Source organism: Mesorhizobium sp. M0587, from assembly GCF_040320945.1.
In the GTDB taxonomy this organism is placed as follows: Bacteria; Pseudomonadota; Alphaproteobacteria; order Rhizobiales; family Rhizobiaceae; genus Mesorhizobium.
The window spans coordinates 42093-64973 of record NZ_JAMYQP010000028.1; the positions used below are offsets into that span (position 1 = coordinate 42093).

At 60.1% G+C, this 22881-nt stretch carries 22 protein-coding genes and 1 pseudogene; 14 read left to right on the plus strand and 9 right to left on the minus strand.

The window, feature by feature from the left end; genetic code table 11:
- Positions 1 to 358: 358 nt before the first annotated feature.
- Both NKI49_RS22870 and ku read right to left on the minus strand, forming a co-directional pair.
- Entirely contained in the window at positions 359 to 703 is a 345-nt protein-coding gene (locus tag NKI49_RS22870) for a hypothetical protein (RefSeq protein ID WP_352606153.1), read from the minus strand.
- Positions 704 to 779: 76 nt separating this feature from the next.
- Positions 780 to 1604, minus strand: a complete 825-nt coding sequence (gene ku / locus NKI49_RS22875; protein ID WP_352606155.1) for a non-homologous end joining protein Ku — start codon at positions 1602 to 1604, stop codon at positions 780 to 782.
- Positions 1605 to 2191: 587 nt separating this feature from the next.
- Between ku and NKI49_RS22880 the strand changes: the two genes are divergently transcribed.
- Together NKI49_RS22880 and NKI49_RS22885 are read left to right on the plus strand one after the other, a co-directional pair.
- Positions 2192 to 2380: a DUF3606 domain-containing protein gene (locus NKI49_RS22880; RefSeq protein ID WP_352606157.1), complete on the plus strand. Its 189-nt coding sequence runs from the start codon at positions 2192 to 2194 to the stop codon at positions 2378 to 2380.
- Between the two features lie 637 nt (positions 2381 to 3017).
- Complete coding sequence (locus NKI49_RS22885) at positions 3018 to 3197, plus strand: hypothetical protein (RefSeq protein WP_081689552.1); 180 nt, start codon at positions 3018 to 3020, stop codon at positions 3195 to 3197.
- A gap of 346 nt (positions 3198 to 3543) precedes the next feature.
- Here NKI49_RS22885 and NKI49_RS22890 read toward each other — a convergent pair whose 3' ends face one another.
- From NKI49_RS22890 to NKI49_RS22910, 5 genes are all read right to left on the minus strand, one after another.
- The gene (locus NKI49_RS22890) at positions 3544 to 3669 is read right to left on the minus strand and encodes a hypothetical protein (RefSeq protein WP_352606159.1); all 126 of its coding nucleotides are present in this window, start codon (positions 3667 to 3669) and stop codon (positions 3544 to 3546) included.
- Between the two features lie 575 nt (positions 3670 to 4244).
- On the minus strand, positions 4245 to 6413 hold the full coding sequence (locus NKI49_RS22895; protein WP_352606225.1) for an amylo-alpha-1,6-glucosidase: 2169 nt from the start codon (positions 6411 to 6413) through the stop codon (positions 4245 to 4247).
- A 165-nt stretch (positions 6414 to 6578) separates the two neighbouring features.
- Positions 6579 to 7694 (minus strand): glycosyltransferase family 4 protein, encoded by a 1116-nt coding sequence (locus NKI49_RS22900; RefSeq protein WP_352606161.1) that lies wholly within the window; start codon positions 7692 to 7694, stop codon positions 6579 to 6581.
- A 102-nt stretch (positions 7695 to 7796) separates the two neighbouring features.
- Positions 7797 to 8117: a DUF982 domain-containing protein gene (locus NKI49_RS22905; RefSeq protein WP_352606163.1), complete on the minus strand. Its 321-nt coding sequence runs from the start codon at positions 8115 to 8117 to the stop codon at positions 7797 to 7799.
- A 1306-nt stretch (positions 8118 to 9423) separates the two neighbouring features.
- Positions 9424 to 9813, minus strand: a complete 390-nt coding sequence (locus NKI49_RS22910; RefSeq protein WP_352606165.1) for a hypothetical protein — start codon at positions 9811 to 9813, stop codon at positions 9424 to 9426.
- 454 nt (positions 9814 to 10267) lie between these two features.
- Here NKI49_RS22910 and NKI49_RS22915 point away from each other — a divergent pair, with 454 nt between their 5' ends.
- The 10 genes and pseudogenes from NKI49_RS22915 (at position 10268) to NKI49_RS22960 (ending at position 18304) form a co-directional block, all read left to right on the plus strand.
- Positions 10268 to 10960 (plus strand): winged helix-turn-helix domain-containing protein, encoded by a 693-nt coding sequence (locus NKI49_RS22915; protein WP_352606167.1) that lies wholly within the window; start codon positions 10268 to 10270, stop codon positions 10958 to 10960.
- Between the two features lie 198 nt (positions 10961 to 11158).
- Positions 11159 to 11437: a hypothetical protein gene (locus tag NKI49_RS22920; RefSeq protein WP_352606169.1), complete on the plus strand. Its 279-nt coding sequence runs from the start codon at positions 11159 to 11161 to the stop codon at positions 11435 to 11437.
- A gap of 146 nt (positions 11438 to 11583) precedes the next feature.
- Positions 11584 to 12003: a hypothetical protein gene (locus NKI49_RS22925; protein ID WP_352606171.1), complete on the plus strand. Its 420-nt coding sequence runs from the start codon at positions 11584 to 11586 to the stop codon at positions 12001 to 12003.
- Positions 12004 to 12147: 144 nt separating this feature from the next.
- Positions 12148 to 12986, plus strand: a pseudogene (locus NKI49_RS22930) (pyridoxal-phosphate dependent enzyme).
- Between the two features lie 163 nt (positions 12987 to 13149).
- A complete protein-coding gene (locus NKI49_RS22935) occupies positions 13150 to 13407 on the plus strand; it encodes a winged helix-turn-helix domain-containing protein (RefSeq protein ID WP_352606173.1) in 258 nt (85 codons plus the stop codon).
- Between the two features lie 285 nt (positions 13408 to 13692).
- The gene (gene repA / locus NKI49_RS22940) at positions 13693 to 14895 is read left to right on the plus strand and encodes a plasmid partitioning protein RepA (RefSeq protein WP_352606175.1); all 1203 of its coding nucleotides are present in this window, start codon (positions 13693 to 13695) and stop codon (positions 14893 to 14895) included.
- Positions 14896 to 14975: 80 nt separating this feature from the next.
- Positions 14976 to 15941: a plasmid partitioning protein RepB gene (gene repB, locus NKI49_RS22945; RefSeq protein ID WP_352606177.1), complete on the plus strand. Its 966-nt coding sequence runs from the start codon at positions 14976 to 14978 to the stop codon at positions 15939 to 15941.
- A 155-nt stretch (positions 15942 to 16096) separates the two neighbouring features.
- The gene (repC, locus tag NKI49_RS22950) at positions 16097 to 17302 is read left to right on the plus strand and encodes a plasmid replication protein RepC (protein WP_352606179.1); all 1206 of its coding nucleotides are present in this window, start codon (positions 16097 to 16099) and stop codon (positions 17300 to 17302) included.
- Positions 17303 to 17393: 91 nt separating this feature from the next.
- The gene (locus NKI49_RS22955; protein WP_352606181.1) at positions 17394 to 17825 is read left to right on the plus strand and encodes an antitoxin Xre-like helix-turn-helix domain-containing protein; all 432 of its coding nucleotides are present in this window, start codon (positions 17394 to 17396) and stop codon (positions 17823 to 17825) included.
- Positions 17822 to 18304 carry an RES family NAD+ phosphorylase gene (locus tag NKI49_RS22960; RefSeq protein WP_352606183.1) on the plus strand — a complete coding sequence of 161 codons (483 nt, stop codon included), beginning with the start codon at positions 17822 to 17824 and terminating at the stop codon, positions 18302 to 18304. The genes NKI49_RS22955 and NKI49_RS22960 overlap by 4 nt, the downstream gene beginning before the upstream one ends.
- 168 nt (positions 18305 to 18472) lie before the next feature.
- Here the strand turns inward: NKI49_RS22960 and NKI49_RS22965 are convergent, their stop codons facing one another.
- Positions 18473 to 19642 (minus strand): site-specific integrase, encoded by a 1170-nt coding sequence (locus NKI49_RS22965; protein ID WP_352606185.1) that lies wholly within the window; start codon positions 19640 to 19642, stop codon positions 18473 to 18475.
- A gap of 8 nt (positions 19643 to 19650) precedes the next feature.
- Entirely contained in the window at positions 19651 to 20748 is a 1098-nt protein-coding gene (locus tag NKI49_RS22970) for a hypothetical protein (RefSeq protein WP_352606187.1), read from the minus strand.
- Positions 20749 to 20971: 223 nt separating this feature from the next.
- Between NKI49_RS22970 and NKI49_RS22975 the strand changes: the two genes are divergently transcribed.
- Both NKI49_RS22975 and NKI49_RS22980 read left to right on the plus strand, forming a co-directional pair.
- Complete coding sequence (locus tag NKI49_RS22975; protein WP_352606189.1) at positions 20972 to 22090, plus strand: RHE_PE00001 family protein; 1119 nt, start codon at positions 20972 to 20974, stop codon at positions 22088 to 22090.
- Between the two features lie 100 nt (positions 22091 to 22190).
- On the plus strand, positions 22191 to 22877 hold the full coding sequence (locus tag NKI49_RS22980; RefSeq protein WP_352606191.1) for an XRE family transcriptional regulator: 687 nt from the start codon (positions 22191 to 22193) through the stop codon (positions 22875 to 22877).
- The last annotated feature ends 4 nt before the right edge of the window (positions 22878 to 22881 follow it).

The following is a 22881-nucleotide window of genomic DNA, read 5'->3' on the forward strand; positions in this document are numbered from 1 at the left end:
TAGAGACTGCTAATGTTCCGCCAAGGCTGTTTGGTCGAATTGACAATCGGCTTCCAATCGTTGTTGTCGCTTCTTCGGGATTGCAGTGGAACTTACACGTTTTTCCATGGGTGAAACGATGGCGTCGCCACCATGGACCGGGCCGCGTCGACCGAAATTGGAAGCAGGTCAAAGGTGGTCAGCGAACTGTGGCGCAAGCTCACCTGATAAGGGTCTTAACCGCGTCGCCGGCAATCGCGGCCAGCTCGAAGGCAATCCAGGAACGCTACGGCTTGGAGAAGGATCGGTAGGCTGAGACGTCGACTACTGGTCTGTCCGACAAGTTTGGCAGACCGCGTTGGGCTGAATTGGGGGGGCGTCATGGCCTTTTTCTTTCAGCGCCACAAGTTGGCTTCCAGATGCGCTCGCGCTCGCGCTGCCGGCCTTCCGAGTTAGGAATGCATGTGAAGAACACCGGCGTCGATCGCGGCCAGCAGCCTTGCAAGGCCAAATGGCCGCTCAGATCCTGGCGTATGGTATCGCGATCAGCCCGAGCTTTGGATAACGCTTGCGGGCGGCGCACATTATTGGCGCCGGGTCGTTGATGCGGGTCCTCGGCCTGAGGCAGATCGAGTTCGGTCTGGTGGGACGGGATCTTGAGCGCCAGTGATGCCATGATCCGGCAATATTCGGCCCATGCGACATGCTGCTCGTAGCGTTGCACATGGAAGCCTGCGCGCGGCGTGCAACAATAGGGCAACTGACAGCCTGGTGAACAGCACCAGCGTCCGGATGCGCGATTACGCTGATTTGCGTCCGGTCTCGGCTTTGGGGCGGTCCTTGATACCTTCCTTGGCGAGGCTCTTGCGAAGGACCGACGCCAGGTCGACAACGTTCTCCTTAGGCTCGGGTGCGGGTTTTGGCAGCTTCTTGCCCTTGCGCTTCGCGTCGATCATCGCGATGAGTGCATCTTCATAGGTGTCCTCAAATTTCGATGGATCGAACGTGGTCACCTTCTTGTCGATCAGCAACCCCGCAATTTCGAGCAGGTCCTGATCGTATTCAGGGCTTTTCAAGCTCCCGAACACGGTCTCTTCCGAGATCATTTCGTCGTGGGTCCGCAACTCGGTAAGCAGCATTCCCTTGCCATAGGGCTGTATCAGAACTTCGCGCCCGCGCTGGTAAAGCACCACGCAGGACCGCGCCGCCACGCGCTTCTTTGCCATCGCCTCCCGCAATACGGAGAAAGCCTCGACCGAGGCGCCGTCGGCGGGGATCAGGTAATAGGGCTTTTCCAGGTAGCGCGTGTCGATGTCGTCGACGGCGACGAATTCGTCCACCTCAAGCGTATGCGCCGATGTCAACTTGAGCTTCTTGATTTCGTCAGGCTCGACCTTGATGAAGTCGTCCTTGTCAGTCTCATAGCCTTTCACCTGGTCTTCGCTATCGACAATGTCGCCGGTCTCTTCGTCCACATAGGCGCTTTGGACGGGCAGCCCGTCCTTGCGGTTTAAAATCTTGAAGTGGATCTTTGAGGCCTCGCTGGTCGCGCCCACAAGCTTCACGCCGCATGACACCGACCCCACCTTTAGAAAGCCCTTCCAGACTGCGCGCGGGGCAACCATGCCGTGTCTCCTATTAACCTCAGCACAACGTCGGACCGGTATTTGTGTTCCGTCGGTTTCTCCCTAGAGACCAATTCTCCTCTCGGAAGCCCTCCAGTGGGGAATGGCGCAATTTCTCTTCACCGTTCAGAAGCTTAACTCGACCAAGCAGGCCTGGTTTAAGCCATTTGGCCGTTTCTTCGACGGATCCTTTGGCGGATGAGCACTGGCCGTGGCATGCGCTCCCATAGCGCTTGTCGGCTTCGAAGGTCACGAAGATACCGCCCTTATAGCGGCCCTTGTCAGCGAAACCCGCCTCGCCGGCTTTCCGGCCTCGCCATTCATACCGATATTCTCCAATTCCCTCTCTTGATAGCACTTCAACTTCCGCCAGTTCATGGTCGAGCCGCTGCGGTAGGGGCTGTCGAGCTGCTTCGAGGGAGCAATGAACGACAACCGACCATCGCCGGGACCCTTACGCATCGAAACCTCACTCAACGAATTCGATTCAGATATCGCAGAACCGGTCCTGTGCCATTAGCTATCGCTAAATAGCCTTCCGGAACCTTCCGTCTGGATTGTTGTTGTCTTAGACAGGAGGAACCATCATGACCGACGATAAGACCAAGCGCGACTTTCGCGATCGCGACCGCGTGTCTGGGGATGAGGAATATGAGGTCGGATATCTCGCCAGCAAGTTTGGCCTCTCGATACCGCAGGTTCGCGATCTCATTGCAAAACATGGAAACAACCGTGAGACGCTGGAGCGCGAAGCCAAGACGCTCGGCAACCGGTGACATGGTTTTCGGATCCAGCGCCGCCGATCACGAGCGCGTCGGAATCGCGGCAAGCCAGTGCCTGTGCAGGAGCATTTTTACGCCTGTCCAGTTTGCGGCCAGTCAGTTGATCGCCGCGATCTGCGGCAGGTCTCCGCTACGAGCAGCTCGGGTGGTCTCCTACCGATTGGAGGATTAGCTAGGAATCGAGCTCCAGCACCTCACGGTATGACTTGGTTTCTTTGCCTAGTCTCTACGCCATGACTCGCGGCATACCAAACGCGAATGCCCGAACCTTCTGGAAGATGTACGGGAAATTCATGAAGGACCGGGACATTCCGTCGCCCGACGAAATTTGAGCCATCCATGCGCATACTCTTGCAAGCCAGCTTTCATGGCCTGTCGCATCTTCAGCAGCCCACACAACATAACTGACCCTCATCGATCTGTTTCCGCATCTTGGAACGATTCTGGCCGGGATGTGTTCGAGGTGTAAGCAGCCGACCCGCGAAAATGACAGAACTTCGCCCGAGCAAGTTCCTGAATCCACAGCCGGTGCCAAAGCTGCCGCCCGACGTTGGCCCATTACCTAGCGAGCTTCATAGAAGATCCGATGCTCGGGGCAAACGATACACACTCATACCATTGAAGGCCCGCGATGACGCAGCGATACGACTTAGAGAAAACGCCTGAAGGATCGTGGGACGTCATCGACGTTTTCACCGGCATGCCCGTTGTCGAGGTAGGCGTTCCATTGATCGACATGCCAATCGAAGAAGCCGACGACCTTCTAGAGCTTCTGAACTACCGCGACTGGAGACAGCGGAGAAACTCCTAGTCGGCGATTACGGAACGGAGGCTGCGCGAAGCCGGATGAAACCGAACCCGTGCGGCCCGGCGTCGAGGGTGTCTGGGGCTGGCGTCGAGCCTAACCGGTACGGGTCACTTCTCCGGCTATCTTAATGTGCGCCAAAGCTAATGTAAGTGCAAATAGCAAGACGGAACGTCAGCGGCTGCTAGCGGCCTCGTGATGCTGTAGCTACAACTTCGTGGGCATTGAAAACGCCAGGAACCAACGATAAAGCAAATGAGCGCGGAAGCCGGCCGTCAGCATTCGTGCCGCCGCAGCCGCCGCGGTGTCGACTCGTCACCAGCCAGCCGGCCAGAATCTCGGCGCCTCTCAATTAGCGCCGTTCGGTCGGCATAGTGCCGTCACCGTGGTATCTGGCGTCCAGCGCCAGCACCAGCTCCGCATCGTCGGCAACATAGGGGACATGGCGATAGTCGCGAGAAGCTGATCCGGCCTTCACATCACTCGGGCCACATAAAGTGGTTGGGCTTCGCGTCTGTCCGGTCGTCGAACACGGTGATCACCTCCGGCCCTCGAGCCAGGCCGGCTCGAGCCACACGCCACCGCTCTTGGCGAGATGGTGAGAACATGGCGAAATCAGCGGCACCCCCGCCCCCGCATCAAACGTGTCCGCTCGCTTATCGACGCACTGAGCGCCGCGCTTGCGACACTGCCCGGCAACCGGTAGCGGCGGGCCGCTTCCGGAGGTTTCTTATCGCAAAAGACCTCTCGACCGCGATAGAGCTGAGCAGGTTCACCCAGGGAATCCGCGCGCACACAGCCTCTGTTAAAGCGCTGCCCGCCTTCACCGCCGCGCACCCGGATGACACGGTCGAGGTGCTGATCGACCACGCATGCCGGGACACTGTCGGCGCTCCTACGGCTGCCTCTTCACTGCCGCGGCCGAGGCGAATTTCCTCCATCCCGCCCGCGAAGTTCGTCCGACATTGCGGACGCACATGGGATCGCGGCCGCGCCAGTTGCAGTTGGCCACCCCAGCCAGAACGGCTAAGCGGAATTTATCGGCAACGCCGGCTAAGACCGCACGACCAGCGGCACGAGACCCTCATGGTGCTGGTCGAGATAGCAGACAATGCGGTCGCCGATGCGCTGGAAAGTCAGGTCGACTCTCGCTTCGCCGACAGCCAAATGTCGGATCACGATGTTGTCGATGCCTATGGGCAGCCGCGGGGATTCGACGCTGATTTCGCGCTTCCAGCCGTCGATACGGATGCCAAGGCAGGCCTGCAGCATCATAAATGCAGCGCCAGCCGACCACGCCTGAGGCAGGCAGGCGACAGGATAGGCCACTGGCGCATCGCTTGCGGCACGGGTGAAGCCGCAAAATAGCTCTGGCAGCCGCATGTTGAAGCGGACCGCCGCCTCGAACATGCCGCTCATCAGCTTCACCACGCTGTCGCGCTCCTGGTAGCGGGCAAGGCCAGAGGCGCAAATCGCTGTGTCGTGCGGCCATATCGAGCCGTTGTGGTATGACATCGGGTTGAATGGGATCTCGTCGTCGGCCAGCGTGCGAACGCCCCAACCGCTGTGAAAATGGCCCGACAGCAGCTGCGTCGCCACCGCCTGCGCTCTTTCCGCTGACGGCAGTCCGACATAAAGCAGATGACCGGCATTGGACGCGCGAACCGCGCATTGTCTGCCCTCTCCGTCTATCGCCAAGGCATAAAAGTCGCGCTCCGGCATCCAGAAATGCGTCTCCACTGCCTCGCGGGTTCTCTCCGCCAGCTCCGTCCAATGCGCTGCCTTGGCATCGTCGCCACGTTTGGCTGCCAATGCAGCCATGCCCTGGTATGCCGCGAAGACGTAACCTTGCACCTCAACCAAAGCTATTGGCCCCTTGGGAATAGTGCCGTCGACATGGAAGATCGCATCAGCGCTGTCCTTCCAGCCCTGGTTGAAGAGGCCGGTGTCCGCTGCCCTGTTGTAGGTTACGAACCCCTCCCCGTTGCGAGCTCCGACCTCTTGCATCCACGCCGTGGCAGCACCCAGTGAATCCCAAATGCGATCGACGAAGTCCTCGTCTCCGGTTCTGTCAGCGTAGGATGCAGCCAGATAGACATACAGTGGGGTGGTGTCGACGCCACCATAATAGCGGCCGAACGGCAGCTCGCGAAGCACGGCCATCTCGCCCTTGCGCGTTTCGTGCATGATCTTACCTGGCTCCGCGTCTCCGAAGATCGAGGTCTCCGTCGATTGGTACCGGGCGAGAAACGCCAGAACCCCACGAGCAAGCTGGGGATTGAGCCAGAGCATCTGCAAGGCAGAAATGACTCCGTCACGGCCAAAAGCCGTTGAGAACCACGGAATGCCGGCATACGGGTACGGTCCTGTCTCGAGGTCCGTCGTCAGCAGCGCGATGTCGGCACGTGTGCGGGTCAGCCAGTCATTGAACACGCGTCCCGAACTGAAAACGGTGGCGCCCTGCCTGCGCTTTGAGCGCATGGCGAATCGCGCTCGCGCGGCGGCGGCACGAAACCGGTCACTGGATGGAAGCTCTTCGGCGTGGCCAACCTCCAGGTATAGGACCCTGCGGTCACGGCTCGGCACGACAATGAGGAACTCGGCGTAATTGGGATGCACTCGATCGGGCTTCTTGGAAAATGCAATGACCGACTGACGTGCCACATTATCGAGCCCCTCATATCGAAATGTGACGCTTGCCTCCCCGACCAGCGCCTCATGGGCACGACCGCGACGGCTGCGCGTGGTCCCTCGCACCTCGAACATGTCTCGGAAATCGGCATCGAAGTCGAGCCGGACCGGCAACGACAACTCGCGCGCGGAGTAGTTCGTGAAAGTGATGCGCTCGAACATGCGGTCTTGCCAGATGAACCGAGTCCGATCGATGTGGATGGCGCTCGCGGGGGCCTCACTGCCGCTCGGTCCTACCGCAACCAGGTTGGTGAGATTAGCGGTGAACAGGATGTTGTCTTGCGACAAGGAAGCGCCAAGCAACGAAGGCATGCGGCCCCCAATTAACATGCGGAAGCGCGACAGCACACGCGTGTCATCGCGGAAAAGCCCGTCGCCGGTGCCTCGTATGTCGCCGTAGCTGTCGGCGACGATGAAGCAGTCCTCGTGCTTGAGCGCAAATTGCCGATGTGGCTCGCGCGGTGCGGATTCATCGAGTGCCGGCAGCGCCAAGGCGGGATCAAATTTGCGTTCTTCGACTTCAGTACTCATATCAGCCTTCCTGTCCAGAAGAGACCAAGCCGGTGAGACATATGTCCATTTCGGCTGACGCTGGCACGGAGCATCAGAAGCGTCTGTACTCCTCACCAATCCTGTGGTCATGCGATTGCAGACAACCATCGTTCGCTTGCTGGCCAACAATCGGCGAGAGCTGCATCAGTGAGCATGCGACCGCTGAGGGCTTAGAGCCTGCGTCAGCTCAACGTTTTTCAGCGGCAGCTTTTCGGGAGCCAAATGCTCTCTCTCGCCGTCCATGAGCGTCCGATAGATCGCCAAATAGTCATGACACATGCGCTCGGCCGAAAACCGCTCTTCAAAGGTTCGCCGCACCTTGGCACGATCGACTGCGCCTACCCGCCGCACCGCGTCCACAGCTTCGTCGAGATTGTCCACGATCAATCCGGATACACCGTCATCGACGACTTCTGGAACGGCGCCGCGGTTGAAGGCTATCACGGGCGTCCCACAGGCCATCGCCTCTATGGAAACGAGCCCGAAGGGTTCCGGCCAATTTATGGGGAACAGAAGCGCTGTCGCATTGCCCAGAAAGTCCGCCTTTTGCCTTTCATCGATTTCTCCAACGAACTCTACGTTCGGATCGCGAAGCATCATCGGTTCAACTCGCTCCGCCCAAAATGATTGATCCACCTTGTCGATTTTGGCCGCGATCTTCAGCGGCATTCGCGCGCGCGCGGCGATCTCGATGGCGGTTTCGGGCCCCTTTTCCGGTGAGATGCGACCAAGGAATGCAAGATAGCCGGAGGCTTTCGGGCAGTACGGGAGGATATCCCGTGGAAGGCCGTGATACACGGTTCCGACCCAGTTGACTGGCGACATGGGTCGTCGTTGGTCAAAGGATATCGAGACCAGCGGAATGTCGTCGAACATTGCATAGAGCTGCGCCAAGTCCGGCAGATCAAGGCGGCCGTGAAGCGTTGTCAGGGTTTGCTGGACGAACTCCCGGATTATCGGGAAGTGGAGGACGTCGACGTGGAAATGCAGCACATCGAATTCTCTAGCCCTTCTGCGCACGCGTTCTAGCATCATGACGTGGTAAGGAATATCGCTCTGGACGTTGGGGTTGAGGCGCAATGCAACGTCGCAACACGGCACCAATTCGGCCGCCGTGCGTGAATCGCCGCTGGCGAACAAGGTCACGTCATGGCCTTGCCGAACCAGTTCTTCCGTCAGATATGAAACAATTCGTTCTGTCCCGCCATAGAACTTCGGGGGTACGGATTCCATGAGCGGAGCGATCTGGGCTATTTTCATTTTCGGACATCTTGACTGAGAGACATCTTGGAAAACAAACTCATCCTCGAACGAATCGGCTGCGTTACCTCCTTCGCTAGGCATTCAGCTGAGTCAACGCACCTAATCCTTCGTCTGTTCAGCTAGGTGGACATTCAAAATCGCGTCATCTGCCGACCACGGCGGCGACTCGGGCGCGAGCAGGTCGTTCTTTCGAGCAAAGGCGACAAACATGCGACGGGCAGCCTCGGAACTGCCCGCGGCAGCAAAGGCTGTTTTGCAGGTATCGAGCGCAATCGCGTGTGCAGCGTCGCGTCTTGAGGGCGGCCAATCGCTCAGAAGCGCGTAGGCCTGCATCACAGTACTGATCTCGGCTGGATATCCAAGGCCCAGCAGAACTCTGACGGGCTTGCTAAAGCGCTTACGTTCGATTTCATTGCCCATGCTCTTCAACCTCCTCGACTTTGGCAATGCGGACGCCATAACTTTGGTTGAGACCCAGCGCATCGGCGACGTCCAGTACTGAACGGCGATCCTCATGCGGCCTCAATGCAACCCGCCATCTCACCTCAGGTGTGTCATCGCGGCATGGGACGGCGGGAGCCGACGTCGATGTTGCGGCCGGTCTGAGCGGCGATAGCGATGTTGATGACGTGATCATTTTGTCCTGCCTAAGGGCTGTTCAAAATCCTCGCTCAGTGCAGCTAGGGCTGAGCCAGGGCGCACCAGCACGCGCCGCCTAGAGTGAATTGCTCGCCTGTTTCAGGCCCCACTATCGACCGGCCGGAGGATCTAGTTAATCGTCTGCGAACCTCGCGCATATTGAGTCGAGCTAGTCCAGGTATTTGACCTTTCAAGGGCAGCTGCAAAAAACTCCGGCGCAGAGAGCGCTAGCCCTTTGGATTTGTGCGACTATTTCCTTGCCTCGCGTGCACTTAAACTGGTGCGAAAGACCCGAGCTGTCCGCTGTGAGATCTCACGCGATTTGGGAGCGGGATTCGAGTAAAACGAATCGAAAAAGGCGGAACATTAGAGTTATCGAACGCTGTACCTTGGTTCGAGCTCTTTCGGCTTCATGACCGGCCAGCTTCTGGCGCGTGAACAAGCTCGCCAGATCTGCGTTGGTGCCAATACCGTCGCCCGACGTTGCTCCATTGCTTGACCCACCTTGACAGAAAACCAACGCCGCAGCGGACGACACACAGTCACAGCTTTCAAGGCTCGGCCCCAACGACGCAGCGATACGACGTAGAGAAAACGCCTGAAGGAACCTGGGACACCATTGACGTGCTCACTGGCATGCCCCGTTGTCGAGGTGGGGTTCCGCCAATCGACATGCCGATCGAAGAAGCTGACGATCGGGTCGATCTCGTCAACACCGGCTACAGGACACAGCGAGAGATCCCTAAGTCGGCGCTCACTCTGCACCGAAAGCCGCGTGAGCCAAGGTGGAGCCGGCCCGCGAGCGGCCCGGCGTCGAGGGGGGCGGAGGGACTGGCGCCGAGCCTAACCGGTACGGGTACTTCGCCGGCTGCCCCAATATGCGTCAAAGCTAACGTAAGTGCAAACGGCAAGACGGTGCGTCAGCGGCTGCTAACGGCCTCTGATGCTCGACGCCACGACTTGTCGCATTGGAGTTCACTACTTCCTGGTCCTGGTCGTGGAAACCGTGGGAAACGAAAGGACGTAAGGGGTAGGCGAAGGGCTACCTTGCATTTGTCATCGTTTCGTCCACTACCGGACTGAAAGATCAGCTTGAACGGCCGAAACGGCCCGATTCACGACATACAGCGAGCAATATCGCGGCCGTGCTGCTGAAACTAACACCAATTTGCTCGGCCATCGGCAGCGAATACCATGCGGTTAGCTCCGCAACCAGATGATCGCTATTCCCTTTCATCGGCGCCGAAGCAAGCTGCCCGTTCTTAGCCATCGTGATCACTACGGTTCCGTTTGCACCATAACCAATCGCCGCCATCCTGGTGATAAGGGTGTCTCCATCGACGCGGACATCGAACAGGACAGAGCCGCCAGTTTTTTCCGCCACATCGCCCACGCGATCCGAAAACGGCCGATTCATATCGTCCTTGTTGGCGAGCGACTGCTCCAGCAACACCAGCTCGACATACTCCGCCTTCATGTCGCCGACTATGGGCGCGCAGCCGCAATCAGCAATGCTTCCAGAATCTTTTCACACAGAAATCCCGATGACCGGCGGGGGAGCACGGAATGGCATGTCCGAGCGGTTTGTGGAGCCGCCGGCGGAGGAAATTGCACTGGAGGGTTTCGTTCCAAGTGATATATGCCTCTCGCGCCAGCGATTATCTCTCCTTGAGCGCCTCCGACGGGCGCTTCCTCCATGGGCGAGAACGCACCCCGGACTTGGCCGGCCATCGGGTTCGGTCTTCCGTTTCGGCCATGCCTGGCGTGAGCCTCCATCGCACTCATGATCGTTTGTCCGGCGTGGCCCGACGCGAAATACCAGTCTGCACGATGGCCAAGAAGGTCGGTGGCTGAAACTAGTCTGTTGCCTGTGGCGAACTTTGAGGCGGACCTCGTGTCAGCCTTCCGGGCCGAATGAGTTTGCCGCGCATATGAATCCACTAGTCGCAATTTGCTCGCGGGATGCGGAATTCTATCTGCTCTTCAGCCACGTCCTGGAGGCTGACGGTTTCACAAGCGTGCTGGCGAGCTGCATCGACGAAGTGCTGGAACTTGCCGTGGAGAGGCCGGTCCAGTTGTGGTGCTGGTCCGACAATCATCTGGCGGTCGGAAGGGCCAGACTAAAGCAGGACGCCCGCACGGGCGCCCTTCCTTGCGTCGCACTAATTTCCCCTGGCGCGGAGATCCAGCACATTCAGCTTTTGCAGTCCGGCATGGATGAAGGTTTTGTCAGGCCATTTGCGCCGGCCATGCTGCTTGACTATCTCCGCTCTAGGCTGGACATCGGTCAGAGGTCGGGACATCGGCCCGCGAGTGGAAAATCGCTGAAATACAGCGATGTCGAAATGCAAATCGAGACGCATCGTGTTCGGTGCGCCGGCAAGGAGGTTCTGCTCGGGCCAATCGAGTTCAAGTTGCTGCGCCATTTGTTGGAGCACCCCGAAAAGGTGCTCAGCCGTGACGAGTTGATTGGAGTGGCTTGGCCAAATAGTGCTGGTGTCGGCGCCCGTATGGTCGACGTGCACATCAGCCAGTTGCGAAAGGTCTTCAAGCATTCCTCTCATGGTGCTGCTATTCGCACCGTCAGGCTTGCCGGGTATGCACTAGAGCAGAAACCGCCCTGATCGTTCCGTCGCATGGCCGGCCAATTTCTTTGAGTTTTGCATTTGCAATAGATGCGAGCGCGAATGCTAGAGCATATTTCATTCGTGACGCTTACGATATCAAGAATTGTTCACTTTATTCCGACCTGTAGTGGCGTGACCTGCGAATGTATTCTTCTATTCGTAAGGGCCGAAGTAAATCGGCGCAGAGGAGTGCCTATGCCTGTTGGGTCGGGATACGCGGAAGCCATCGGCCATCACGGGGAGTTGCTGCAAGGCCTGTTTGAGGACGATGGCGCCCAATTGCGGCGTGCGCTGGTCTCGTTGCCTTGTCGTCAGCTGAGATCCAAAGCAACGTTCACCGCGAACGATAACGATGAGGTAAATGTCACGCTGGTCTCGCGGGAGAAGGCCAGACGCGCGGCCGAGTTGACTATCAATGCATTCGGTAGCCCAGGCAGGGGCGGCAGTCTCGCGATAGACGGCAATATTCCCTAAGCCGCGGCATGGGATCGTCCACGGCCGATGTCCTAGCTGTGAGCTTTCGGGAGGTTGTCCATTCGGACCGAAGCGCGGAAACTGCTTGTGACTCCACCCTGTTTAGGCAGCAGGCGGTCCTGTTTGCGCACCGTGACGGTGTCGTCATGGAGTCCTTCCGCAGGCCATTGCCGCCGATCGACTTCATCAGCATCGATACAACCCCTGGCGTAACCGTCGATACGCTTGAACTGGAACCCGCGCATTATGACCAGCTGGAAATAGAGACCTTTCGCCCCCTTCGCGGCCTCTTACGAATCGCCATCAAGAACGCGGACGCGCGCATGTTGGGCCGGATTGCCACGGCCAGTGCGCGGATCAACGAACGTTTTCTGCCCAAGCCGCGGCTTGCTGAAATCGAAACCATAGGGGCTCGTTTCGACGCCATTGGCATTCAGGTCGCCCATAGCGGCACGGTCGTTGGGCTGATGTTCGATGCGATAGACGAAAAGGCATTTGGCAACATCGAGCGCGCAGCAGCTGCATTGGAGGAGTGTGGCTTCGAGCCGGCAATCTTTCGCCACTGAAAGCCTGGCCCTCAGGAGAAGCCCATGCCGGCCCGTGCCCTGATGCGTCAACTGGAAGAGTTCGAAGGCCCGCGCCTTGTTCCCTTGGCTGGAGATCTGTACGGCGCCAGCTTTTTTCTGATGAAGCTCCTGCCAGCTCGGTTCATGCTCGAACGCGCTGCCGAACAGGGGCAGTTGCGACCAGGAGCGACAATCTGCGAATCCTCGTCAGGAACCTTTGGCCTTGCGCTGGCGATGCTGGCTGTCCAGCACGGCTACGGATTAATTCTCGTCAGCGACTGGGCGCTCGATCGCCATCTTCATCGACGCCTCATCGAACTCGGCACTGAGGTGGTGATCGTCGATCGTCCCGCGCCCTCAGGAGGTCTCCAGCAAGCGCGCCTCAATCGCCTTCAGACGTATTTGCAAGAGATTTCCGACAGCTATTGGCCGTCGCAATACGACAATCGCGACAATCCGCTGTCTTACGGCAAGGTGGCTGAACGATTTTTGGACAGGCTCGGCAGGGTGGACTGCCTGTTGGCCCCGTCGGGTCGGGCGGTTCCATGAGCGGGACGTCCCGATATCTGCGCACTCCGTTTCCCGATCTCCACGCAATCGGCGTCGATACGCCGAACAGTGTCTTGTTCGGCCAGCCGAGCGGCAAGCTCAACCTCAGCGGGCTTGGTGGCAACATTGTCCCAAGCAATGTCGACCACAGCCAGTTTGATGAAGTTCATTGGCTCACCTCGGCAGAGGCATTTCATGCCACGCATGATCTTCATCGTAGGCATGGGCTTTTTATGGGGCCGACCAGCGGCGCTGCTTATCGGGTTGCTGAATGGTGGGCGCGCAAGCACCCCGGCAGGACCGTGGTCGCGACATTTCCCGATGAGGGGCGGCAGACATTTGCAGTCGCCTCAGGAAGGATGCTCGAACAAGCCCCCTCCCCGTCGTCGCGCCAATCGCGCCCGGCGCCGAGGATCAGCATATCGCGCTGCTGAAGTCAGGAATTGATGAGAGTTTTGTCCGCCCCCTGGCATCGGCGAAGCTGCTCGACTACCTGCGCGCAAGACTGGGAAGCGGCCGTCGATCGGTTATGTCACCGCACGGTGCGACGTCGCTCAGCTACGCCGATATCGAAATGCAGCTCGCGACACGCATCACGTGCGCTGCAACGGAACCGAGATATCGCTCGGGCCGATCGAGTTCAGATTGCTGCGCCGTTTGCCGGAGAACCCTGGCAGGGTGCTCAGCCGCGACGAACTGATTGGGGCAGCCTGGCCGGGCAACGTCTATGTCGGTGCACGTACGGTCGACGTTCACATCAGCCGGCTGAGGAAGTCGATCAGGCATTCGGCCCATGGCGATGTTATCCGCACCGTCCGGCTCGGCGGATACGCGCTGGAATCTCAAACGGCTTAGGCAGGACCTGTGCGGCCATGTTTTGGCTGCTGGAAGCCGTGATTTACTGCCGTAAAATTCGGTCCCTTTGGCTGAAAAAACATGCCGTTGCGGCAAAACGCCGGATGCCACAGACGAACCCGCACCTGTGAGAAGCCAGCAGATCAGCCGGCATAAAAGACCCCGACCCGAACCGTTAACCTTCTGTTAACCTAAAACTTCTTGCCGGGGTTGGCCGAATCGGAGCTTAATAGCGGTTGTTGAATGGTTTCATCGCTAAAAGCGCCAATTCAGGTTCGGACGAGAATGAACATCGCCATGCGGTTACCACGCTTCGAGTTCGATGACAAAATCCTCGAGCAGGGTGCTGAGATATCGCGACGCCTGAACCAGCTTCGCATGGAGAAATTTCCACCCAACGCGACCAAGACGCTGCGCCCGTTTTCGATGGCTGAGGTGGCCCACTATCTCGGTGTATCGCAGAACAATTTGAAGCGCCTTCATCTCGAGGGCAAGGGGCCCCTGCCCGATCAAAAACCCTCGGGCCGACGCTCTTACACGGCCGAGCAGATGCTTGAGCTGCGCCATTTCCTTGACCGCCACGGCCGGACCGAGGTCAAAAAATACGTTCCGCATCGCAAGCCCGGAGACAAGCTTCAGATCGTGGCAGTCGTGAACTTCAAAGGAGGCAGCGGCAAGACCACGACGGCGGCTCACCTGGCCCAGCACCTGGCCCTGACAGGCCATCGTGTGCTGGCAATCGACCTTGATCCGCAAGCCTCGCTTTCAGCGCTTCACGGTTTCCAGCCGGAACTGGACCGCAACCTCTCTCTTTACGAGGCCATCCGCTACGACGAGCACCAAAGGCCCATTTCGGAGGTGATCACGCCCACCAATTTCCCGGGCCTGGATATCATTCCAGCCAACCTGGAACTCCAGGAGTACGAGTACGACACCCCGCTAGCCATGCAGGACAAATCCACCAATGCGGGCAGGCAATTCTTCACGAGGATCGCCAAGGCGTTGTCAGAGGTGGATAGCCATTACGACGTCGTCGTCGTCGACTGTCCGCCGCAACTTGGGTACCTGACCTTGACTGCAATGTCGGCAGCGACGTCCGTCCTGATTACCGTTCATCCGCAAATGCTCGACCTGATGTCCATGAGTCAGTTTCTGCTGATGCTTGGCGGCATATTGAAGACGGTCAAAGCTGCCGGAGCGCAGATCGAGTTGGACTGGTTTCGCTATCTGATTACCCGCTACGAGCCGACAGACATTCCGCAGGCGCAGATGGTCGGCTTCATGCAGTCCATGCTGGCCGGTCAAATCCTTGAGAACCCAATGCTCAAGTCAACGGCCATCTCTGATGCTGGATTGACCAAGCAGACCCTCTACGAGGTCGAGAAATCGGCCTTTACCCGCTCCACCTACGATCGAGCGGTCGAGTCGCTTGATGCGGTGAATTCGGAGATTGCCGAACTCATCCATCGCGCATGGGGCAGGTCGTGACAATGAAGCACTTTACGGCAGTAAAATCCGGGGGTTTTTCCCGCGAAATCAGACTCCTAGCGACAAATCGGAGCGAGTGAATGGCGCGCAAGGATGTATTCGGGAGCGTGATGGGGGCGGGGGCTCCAGCTGCGGAGGTGAGAGACGTCTCCGGCTATGCCGTGCGAGGCGCCTCGCGCTCGATCATGCAATCCTTCGAAGAGCTTTCCAAGAGTTCGGTGGTCGATCTAGATCCCACCCTGGTCGACGGTTCATTCGTTTCAGATCGTATTGACGACGACGACGAACCATTTCAGGCGCTGCTGGCGGCGATCCGTGAACGCGGGCAGGATTCTCCGGTGCTGGTCAGGCCGCACCCGGAGATCTCTGGCCGTTTCCAAACGGTCTTTGGTCACAGGCGTGTCCGGGCCGCACGCCAGCTAGGCAGACCGGTTCGCGCCGTCATCAAGAAGATAGGCGATGAGGACCATCTCCTCGCCCAGGGCCAAGAGAACGCGGCTAGAGCCGACCTGTCGTTCATCGAACGGACGCTTTTTGCGGATCGCATTCTCAGGCGAGGCTATTCGCCTGAGACGGTCAAATCAGCGCTAGCGCTGGACGACACGACATTTTCGAAGATGCGTACGGTCAGCGCTCACGTTCCCGAGGCGATCGTTTTGGCCGTCGGAGCGGCCAAGGGCATTGGCCGCGATCGCTGGTGGCAGGTTGCCAAGCTGATGGAGCATCCTGAAAACGCAAAAAGAGCTGCCGAGCTTGTGAAGAGCACCGAGTTTGCATCCTTTGAGAGCGATGGCCGCTTCACGCGCCTGTTTGAGGTTCTGAGCAGCGTTCCAAAGCGGGCCCGTGCGTCGGCAAAGCTTCAAGAAAGGGCTTGGGCCCCGCAGGATAAGTCCGTGCGCGTCAAGATCACCGACACGGGAAAGATGTTTACGCTTGCCTTGAAGTCCAAGGAAGCATCGCCTTTCGGCGCGTTCATTGCCGATAGGCTCGACGAACTTTTCGAGACCTTCCGGAAATCGGAACTGGAAAAGAAAGCAGGAGACTAAAACCGCAAAAGAAAAAGGCCCCCGAACGTCACCGTCGCGGAAGCCCTTCTCAGGTCTGTAGCAAGCCGAGAATCGCATTTCCCCGAATCACTGTCAAGAGTCGTGGCGCCGTTTGGGCGAGCAGATTTCTTTTGCCTGATTGAAAGGTGAGGGAAATGGAGAGTGGGTACGCAACGACGCCCTTTGGGCGGCGGCCGATGACGCTTGCCCTGGTGCAAGCGAACACGGCAGCGCGCGAGATTCCACAGGGATCTCTCGTGGAAAAGTGGCAGGTCTATCGTTGGCTCTGTGAAGGGAAGTCGATCCTGGGTGTGGGCGATCGTGCCCTGGCTGTGCTGAGCGGTCTGTTGTCCTTCTATCCTGACGACCAGATCAGCGAGGAAAATGGCCTGATGGTCTTTCCGTCGAATGCACAGCTGTCGCTGCGGGCACATGGCATGGCTGATTCGACACTGCGGCGGAACCTGGCCGAACTGGTGCAGTGCGGTCTTATCATTCGCCGCGACAGTCCGAACGGCAAAAGGTTCGCTCGCAAAGGGCAGGGCGGGGCTGTCGAGGAAGCGTTCGGATTTTCGCTGGCTCCGCTGCTGACACGGGCGGCGGAGTTTCAGCGCGCCGCCGAGCAGGTCCGTTCCGAGAGCCGGGCGCTCAAATTGATGCGAGAGCGGATCACTCTGCATCGTCGCGACATTCATAAACTTGTAGAGGCTGCGATCCAAGAGGGGGTCGCCGGCGACTGGGGCGGCATGTGGAGGCGCTTTCGGACTATCGTTGATGCAATCCCGCGCCGTGCTGGACTGCCGGAGCTGGAAGGGATCGTCGCCAGCCTGGCCGCGCTTCATCATGACGTGGATAGGATGCTGGAAAACCTTGCATATTCCACGAATCCAAGCGGCAATGAGTCCCAGAATGAGCGGCAGCAATCAGATTCAAACACAGACTCCACTTTTGTATTTGAACCTGCTTCCGAAAAAAGCGGGGTCGCGGTCGAGCCAACATATCCCCCGGCCGAGAAGCCGAAAACGTATCCGATCGGGCTGGTGCTGAAAGCCTGCCCCGAAATCGGGGAATATGCCGCCAGCGGGATCGGGAACTGGCGCGAATTGATGATCACCGCGGCCCAAGTGCGGGGCTACCTTGGCGTTTCGCCCTCGGCGTATGAGGAGGCCTGCCATGTGATGGGCCAGGAGGTCGCCGCAATGGTGATTGCCTGCATTCTGCAAAGGGCACAGCACATCAACTCAGCAGGCGGCTATCTGCGGGTGCTGACCGAAAAGGCACGAGCGGGGCAGTTTTCGGTCGGGCCGATGCTGATGGCGGCATTGCGAGCAAACGGCGTGACAGCAAGGTTGACAGCGTAACAGTTGGCGTGTCGGGGTTCATGTCGAGGCAAATGCTTGCGTGGCGCACCATGTGAGGCTATATTTTGCCTCACATGGTGCGGAGAGTGAAATGCTGGCGTTTGGAAATGTCGCTGACGTGTTGGGGCTGCCCGTTAAGGAGGTGGCGTCGCGGTCGCCTTTCGGGCTGATCTCGCGGATCGAGGATGGACTTCCCATCGGGGCGCTCGAGCGCGTTGCGCATCTTCTGGCGCCTGGCGATGCTCAGTTCAAATACCGGCTGATCCCCAAGGCGACCTACGAGCGGCGCAAGGCGGTACATCGTCTCTCGTCGGACGAGGGCACACGATTGGTCCGCGTGGCGCGCGTCTGGGGCCTTGCTGTCGATGTCTGGCAGAACGAAGAGGAAGCGCGCGATTTCTTGTTTCGGCCGCACCCGATGATTGAGGACAAGCGACCGATCGACGTCGTTATCCTGAGCGAGTTCGGCGCCGAAATGGTGGTAGATATCCTGGGAGCTCTGAAGTACGGCAGTGCTGCGTGACGGCGCAGACTCTCGATCGCACGCTATCGTCCTTTCGCATCGGCGATCCGGCCGGCACCTACCCGATCTTCGACGCGACCGGCTCGACAATCGCGCCAGGGCGATGGAACGCGCCCGGAAGTCCTATCATCTATACCAGCGAGCACTATTCGACGGCCCTGTTGGAAAAGCTAGTGCATGGCAGCGGCCGACTGCCGCCCAACCAGCACTACATCGAAATCGTGATCCCGCGCGGGCTGAGCTACGAGGTCTTTTCCCAGCCCTCACTGCCCGGCTGGGACACGATGCCGGCGACGGTGAGCAAGGGATTTGGCGAAACCTGGTGTTTAGAACGGCGCAGCGTCATCCTGCTTGTGCCCAGTGTCGTGGCGCGTCTCGATTGCAATGTGCTGATCAATCCGGCGCATCCGGAGTTTTCAAGCATCCAGAAAAGCCTGCACCAGCCCGTCTACTGGGACCGGCGGCTGTTTGGCGCGTAACGGGGGGACGGGGAGGGGCTTTCTGTCGGCCGCAACCCCGAGGCCTTCGTGAGATTGACGCGGAACTGAACACGTCGGCGCTGATAATTCCGCGTCATCTCGGCCGAGGCACGGCCGAGATGCGCACATAGTGCCAGCAAGCTGTGACGTGTCGGATCGATCTGCGACTCAGATGATTATCCGCGCCGCGCGCCCGAGCGTGCGTTCGGCATCGTTGTAGTAGTTCGACGCCTGCTGCACCGAGCGGTGCTGCGACTGCTGCATGGCTTCGGGCAGCGGAATGCCGCGGCGCGCGGTCTCGGTGAGATAGCCGGAACGCAGGCCGTGGGCCGAAAACGCCACCGGATCGAGTCCTGCCTCGGCGACGCGCCTCTTCAGGATCAGGTTGACCGCCTGCGGCGTCAGGGCGCGTTTTTCGAGATTGCCCCAGCGATCGATGCCGCGAAACACGGCGCCGTCGGTGATGCCGGCGCGTTCGAGCCAGTCTTTTAGGACCAGCACCGGGCGGCCGACGAGCAGCACAAAAGCGTCGGTGTCGGCCTGTGTCGTCTTGGTGCGGCCAAGCCGGATTTTTAGGCAGGGCAGTTTTGGCCCCTCTGGATCCTTGGGATCGGCCGGCACAGGCTCTTCCTCAACGAACTGCTCGACACGCAGGGACGAAATCTCGCTGCGGCGCCGGCCGCCGGAGGCGAAGGCGGTGATGAGTAGGGCGCGGTCGCGCACGTCGACAAGACGATCGCCTGCACAGGCCTTCAGGAGGGCGGCCAAAATATCGGCGGTCACCGCCTTCCTGCTCTTGCGGCCGCGGGGGCGAGGGCTGGCGCGCACCGCCAGTTTTGTCGCGCTGTGCAGCCCCGGCGCGTTGAATTTGCCGCGCAAACCGCGCCATTTGGTCAGCGTCGACCAGCTCGACAGCCGCCGGCGCACGGTGGCGGGCGCGTGCGGGCCGTCAATGCGCAGAAGCCCTTCAGCTTTCAGCGTTATCGCGACTTCGGCGGGCATGCCGTGCGCTGGATCGGTTTCCCGTTTGGCCGGATCCCACAGGTGATGGGCGACGAATTTGATCAAGAGCGCCTCCGGCGCCGGCCAGGGGAGCGGAAAACCAGTCGCGGCAAGCGACCAGGCTTCGAGGTAGCCGAGGTCGGAGGCCAGCGCCCGCAGCGAATTCTCGCCGATGCCTTCCTTGGCGAGATGGCGCAGTGTGGCGACGTCGTCATCGGTGAGGATGTCGGCCAAAAAGTCGCGCCGGTCGAACGGCAGCACGGACTCCAGCGCGTCCAACGCTTCGGCGCGGCGCAGTTTTTGGTCCGACGCGGGTTTTGGCAGGCGAAGGTCCATGACGGCGCTCAGAACAAATAGGGCCTGGCGGCCCAGTCAAGCAGCACGGCCGCATCGTGGTCTGGCAGGCGCACGCGCCCGGCGCGCAGCCCGTCGGCGATCGCATGGCCGAGATCCGGATCGATCCAGTGCCCGTGCGTCATCAGAAAAAACCAGGCGAAGGGCAGGCCCATTTCGGCGTCGATCGCCTCGATGCGCTCCATCAGCCGATGCACGGACACGCTCTCGCCGGCGAGCAGCCTCTCGGTGGGCATTTTCAGTGGCCGCGGGATAAAACCGATCTCGCGTTTTTGGCCGCGCCCCTCGAGGTCGTGGATGTCGAAGGCCCAATGGTCAAAGATGCGGTGGCCGTAAGCGCTCGATCGCTCCCAGTCGGCAAAAAAGCGGTTCTCGCGCGGCACGAAATCGAACCAGTCCGGGTTGGCGTCCAGGAACGGCGTGTTTCGCGCGCCGTCCGGACCGACCTCGCGGATGGTGCGGGCCTCAAGCTCCGGGCGCTGTGCTTCGCGTTGCTCGCGTTCGATGCGGGCGCGGCGCGCCAAAAAACTGCGCATATGGACGATGCCACCGCCGGTGCGGCCGCGCAGCCGGTAAACCGGTCCGGCGAGCTGCCGCGCCGCAACCGCGGACTCGCGCGAAACCCAGGTCGGCTCGAACAGGTGGTCGGCGCTGGTGGGGCGATAGTCGCGATCGACCACTGCGCCGGCCAGAACCTCGATCTCGCGGCCGAGCGAGAGCTGGACGAAGTCTGCCACGCCCGGGCCAGTCGGCGCGAAGGCGAAGTCGCTGGTGCCGCGCCATTCGGTGAATTTTTCGCCGCTCTGGCGATGCCGATTCCAGAAGGCGGTGAGGTCGCCGCCGACTTCGGCCAGTGCGCGCTCGACCCAGGCGCGATGGTCGCCGAGGCGCGTGCCGTCGGCAGCGACGACAGCATGAGGGTTGCACCAGTAGGGATCGTCGACCCTCGCAACGGTAAAGGCGAAGCCCGGAAAGGCCTTGCTCAGGGCAGGGGCGAGTTCGGCGTCGGCCGACTGCGGCTGCAGAGCTGCGAGCACGGTTTCGACGGAAGCGGGGTCGGGCAGGCGGATGGGGTTTTGCTCGGACATGCCGGATGTGCCTCTCTATCGGCCGGGAAAGGCCGTCCAGAACGCCGGCCGCACGCCGCCGGCGGCCGTCATCAGCGCGATTCTGGCTGATTTGAGCGCTCAAATCAATGACTATCGATAAGAGGTCATTATCGATAGTGATATTTGTCCCTGAAGAAACACGACGTAAGTCCAGTGATACCCTCACTAGCTTGACCAACGCGAATCGGCCATCATGAAAACAATGGCTTACACGCTCGACAAACTGCCCCTGGAAACCCTTATCGGGCCGGTTGCCCGCGCGACCGAGGTTTTGGTCCGCCTCGACGAGCGGGTCGCCCGTTCGCCGGTCCGCGACGGCTTTGTCGAGCGCCAGCATTTTGCCGACGCGGCTTCCGCGCTCTGGCTCGAGGGCGAACTCGTCCACCTCGAGGACCTCGTGCTGCACGACGCCCACATGGACATCCGCACCCCGACCCACGAACTCACCCGGGCGCACGCGGTGCTGCGAACCCGCCGGCGGATTTTTGCGCAAAAGCCGGACTGGGCGCTCAGCCGCGACGGTTTTTTGGCGCTGACCGGTCGCGGCGGCGCCATGCCGGCGGCGGACCAAAAAAGCCGAGACGGGGAGGGCGCTGGAACTGCCTCTGTGGAAGCCGACGATCGCGATGATGCTGAGGCCGATCTGCTGGCCGAAGAATTTGCCGAGATCGATGCCGTCCTGGCGCGCTCGTCGAAGATTCTCAGCGGCGCCGATGTGCCGGCGAAAGCGGCGCGCCCGGACGACCGGCCGGACCTGATTTACGATCTCGACTGGAATGAGGAAGAACGGCTGGCCGAATGGCACGCTGTGCTCGTGGAAACGCGGGGGCAGCCAGTCGTCCTGCGCGCCGCGGTCCTGCTCGAAGCCTGGTCGGACATCGAGGTGCTGCAGCATGCCACGTGGCTTGGGCCGCTGCTGGTGGCTGCACTGCTGCGACAGGAAGGACTCGCCGCCCACCATCTCGCTTGCATTCATCTCGGCGCGAAAAACATTCCGCGCGAGCGGCGGCGGGCGCGCAATCGGTCCGATCGGCTGCTCGCCTCGCTCGATGCCATTCACGACGCAGCAGTGGCTGGCCTGAAGGAACACGATCGGCTGGTGATGGCGAAAAGCCAGATGGAGCGGCGGCTCAAACAACGGCGCGTCAGCTCGAAACTGCCCGATCTGGTCGAGCTGGTGCTGTCGCGGCCGCTCGTCTCGACTGGCATGATCCAGGAGCGGCTAAAAGTGACAAAACAGGGGGCGCTCAACCTGGTCGGCGAGCTTGGCCTGCGCGAGATGACGGGGAGGGGAAGGTTTCGGGCGTGGGGAATTGTTTAGTTCGCAGCCATTCGCTACGAACGTTACGAAATTATCGAACTTGACGAACTTGACGAACTTGCGCTCTGTACCATATTGGTGACACCAAGAGGTCGTCGTCATGGCCGCTCCAAAGCGCAGCAATCATAGTGGGACCGCATCCCACACAGCAGTCGCCGCCCTGAGCTTCACCACAAAACTGCCGGCACAGGCAGACTTCGAGAAGGTGCTGCTCGAACGCTATCAGGAAGCGATCGCACGCAGCCGCAAGATTGGCCATCGCGTATCGTTCCGGGTAGAGGTCGATCCAACGGCTGGTGCGCAGACGATCACGCCAGTCGAGGAGCAACCGATCGCTTCAGACTATACTTTTCCCGTCGAGGACACAGGCAGGCCCGATACCGAACTCGAGGCGGCTCTTGCCGAAGCACGCGCGCGTGGCCGCAAGCGTGTCGCCGAAATTGTCGCCGGTGAGGACATGCTGAGCGCGGATGCCTTTGCCAAGCTGCTCGGCACGTCGCGGGTGACGGTCAATGCCAAGCGGCAGAGCGGGCAGGTACTCGGGATCGATGGCGCCAAGCGCGGCTTCCGCTTTCCTGTCTGGCAACTCGACAAGGACGGTCGTCCCTTCGAAGCATTGCCGGCGCTGCATGCCATGTTGGGCAACAGTGCCTGGGCCGTCTATCGGTTTCTGGTGTCGCGCCATGGCGCGCTCGATGGCCGGACGGGCCTTCGAGCCCTTCAGCAAGGCGATGACGCCTCGGTGTTGGCCGCGGCGGAAGGCATGGCCAGGGGTGATTTCGACTGAATGC

What these genes read in the sequence shown, in the direction of transcription:
- ku (WP_352606155.1), bottom strand. Translation starts at nt 1,604, where the DNA reads ATGGTTGCCCCGCGCGCAGTCTGGAAGGGCTTTCTAAAGGTGGGGTCG.
- NKI49_RS22880 (WP_352606157.1), top strand. Translation starts at nt 2,192, where the DNA reads ATGACCGACGATAAGACCAAGCGCGACTTTCGCGATCGCGACCGCGTG.
- NKI49_RS22885 (WP_081689552.1), top strand. Translation starts at nt 3,018, where the DNA reads ATGACGCAGCGATACGACTTAGAGAAAACGCCTGAAGGATCGTGGGAC.
- NKI49_RS22895 (WP_352606225.1), bottom strand. Translation starts at nt 6,413, where the DNA reads ATGAGTACTGAAGTCGAAGAACGCAAATTTGATCCCGCCTTGGCGCTG.
- NKI49_RS22900 (WP_352606161.1), bottom strand. Translation starts at nt 7,694, where the DNA reads ATGAAAATAGCCCAGATCGCTCCGCTCATGGAATCCGTACCCCCGAAG.
- NKI49_RS22905 (WP_352606163.1), bottom strand. Translation starts at nt 8,117, where the DNA reads ATGGGCAATGAAATCGAACGTAAGCGCTTTAGCAAGCCCGTCAGAGTT.
- NKI49_RS22910 (WP_352606165.1), bottom strand. Translation starts at nt 9,813, where the DNA reads ATGAAGGCGGAGTATGTCGAGCTGGTGTTGCTGGAGCAGTCGCTCGCC.
- NKI49_RS22915 (WP_352606167.1), top strand. Translation starts at nt 10,268, where the DNA reads ATGAATCCACTAGTCGCAATTTGCTCGCGGGATGCGGAATTCTATCTG.
- NKI49_RS22920 (WP_352606169.1), top strand. Translation starts at nt 11,159, where the DNA reads ATGCCTGTTGGGTCGGGATACGCGGAAGCCATCGGCCATCACGGGGAG.
- NKI49_RS22925 (WP_352606171.1), top strand. Translation starts at nt 11,584, where the DNA reads ATGGAGTCCTTCCGCAGGCCATTGCCGCCGATCGACTTCATCAGCATC.
- repA (WP_352606175.1), top strand. Translation starts at nt 13,693, where the DNA reads ATGAACATCGCCATGCGGTTACCACGCTTCGAGTTCGATGACAAAATC.
- repB (WP_352606177.1), top strand. Translation starts at nt 14,976, where the DNA reads ATGGCGCGCAAGGATGTATTCGGGAGCGTGATGGGGGCGGGGGCTCCA.
- repC (WP_352606179.1), top strand. Translation starts at nt 16,097, where the DNA reads ATGGAGAGTGGGTACGCAACGACGCCCTTTGGGCGGCGGCCGATGACG.
- NKI49_RS22955 (WP_352606181.1), top strand. Translation starts at nt 17,394, where the DNA reads ATGCTGGCGTTTGGAAATGTCGCTGACGTGTTGGGGCTGCCCGTTAAG.
- NKI49_RS22965 (WP_352606185.1), bottom strand. Translation starts at nt 19,642, where the DNA reads ATGGACCTTCGCCTGCCAAAACCCGCGTCGGACCAAAAACTGCGCCGC.
- NKI49_RS22970 (WP_352606187.1), bottom strand. Translation starts at nt 20,748, where the DNA reads ATGTCCGAGCAAAACCCCATCCGCCTGCCCGACCCCGCTTCCGTCGAA.
- NKI49_RS22975 (WP_352606189.1), top strand. Translation starts at nt 20,972, where the DNA reads ATGGCTTACACGCTCGACAAACTGCCCCTGGAAACCCTTATCGGGCCG.
- NKI49_RS22980 (WP_352606191.1), top strand. Translation starts at nt 22,191, where the DNA reads ATGGCCGCTCCAAAGCGCAGCAATCATAGTGGGACCGCATCCCACACA.